Annotated in this window: 1 protein-coding gene; it reads right to left on the bottom strand. The window is 68.3% G+C overall.

The features are described 5' to 3' along the window. Nucleotides 1–67: 67 nt before the first annotated feature. Entirely contained in the window at nt 68–1,267 is a 1,200-nt protein-coding gene (locus ACYVO7_RS25705) for an IS256 family transposase (RefSeq protein ID WP_460452604.1), read from the bottom strand. Between the last annotated feature and the right edge of the window lie 97 nt (nt 1,268–1,364).

Here is a 1,364-nt window from a genome sequence, read left to right as displayed (position 1 = left end):
GGTCGTGTCCCACGGAGTGGTGTAGCTGGCCTGGCTGGCACAGCGTCCTCGGGCAGAGCCGAGTCTGTCAGGCTGCCGCCACGGGCAGGATGACGGTGGGATCATCGCCGAGAGGAGCGATGGTTGCCAGCGTCATGTAGCGGGCCCGTTGCACGGCCCACTCATCGTTCTGTTCGAGCAGGATCGCACCGACGAGGCGGACGATAGAGGCCTCGTTGGGGAAGATCCCGACCACCTCGGTCCGCCGCTTGATCTCGCCGTTGAGCCGCTCCAGCGGGTTGGTCGAGTGCAGCTTGGTGCGGTGCTGCGGCGGGAAGCTCATATAGGCCAGCACGTCGGGCTCCGCCTCGTCCATCAAGGCGGCGAGCTTGGGTACCTTGGGGCGGATCTGGTCGGCGACGCGGCGCCACTGGGCGCTCGCGGCCTCGGCGTCGTCCTGGGCGAAGGCCGTGGCGATGAAGGCGGAGACGACGCGCCGTCCGCTGCGCCCCGCATGGGCCAGGGCGTTGCGCATGAAGTGCACCCGGCAACGCTGCCAGGTGGCGGTCAGCACCTTGGCCACGGCCGCCTTCAGGCCCTCATGGGCATCCGAGACGACGAGTTTCACGCCCCGCAGGCCGCGCCGGGCCAGCTTGCGCAGAAAGCCCGTCCAGAAGGTCTCGGCTTCGGAGGGGCCGATATCCAAGCCCAGCACCTCGCGTCGGCCGTCGGCGTTCACCCCCACGGCGACGATGACGGCCACCGAGACGATGCGGCCGGCCTGACGCACCTTCACGTAGGTCGCGTCGACCCACAGGTACGGCCAGTCGCCCTCGATCGGCCGTTCGAGGAAGGCCTTCACCTTGCCGTCGATCTCTTCGCACAGCCGCGACACCTGGCTCTTCGAGATGCCGCTCATGCCGAGCGCCTTGACGAGATCGTCGACCGAGCGCGTCGAGATGCCCTGGACGTAGGCTTCCTGGATCACGGCGGTCAGGGCCTTCTCGGCCAGCCGCCGCGGCTCCAGGAAGCCCGGGAAGTAGCTGCCCTGGCGAAGCTTGGGGATGCGCAGCTCGACTGTCCCGGCGCGTGTCTCCCAGGCCCGGTCACGGTAGCCATTGCGCTGCGCCAGCCGGTCGGGGTTCTTTTCCCCGTAGCCGGCGCCGGTCAGGCCGCCGACCTCCATCTCCATCAGCCGCTCGGCCGCAAAGCCGATCATCTCCCGCAGGATATCCGCGTCGGGGGTCTTCTCGACCAGCGTGCGAAGGCTCATCATCTCATCGGTCATCGGTGATCCTCTGGTCAGGTGCGTGTGTCGCAACCCGACCCTACCCGGAGATCGCCGGTGACCACCGATCAGCTACACCACCGCTGGGGACACGACC

The sequence above is a fragment of the Alsobacter sp. SYSU BS001988 genome, assembly GCF_054796215.1.
This window is presented reverse-complemented; position numbering and strand designations above follow the sequence as displayed.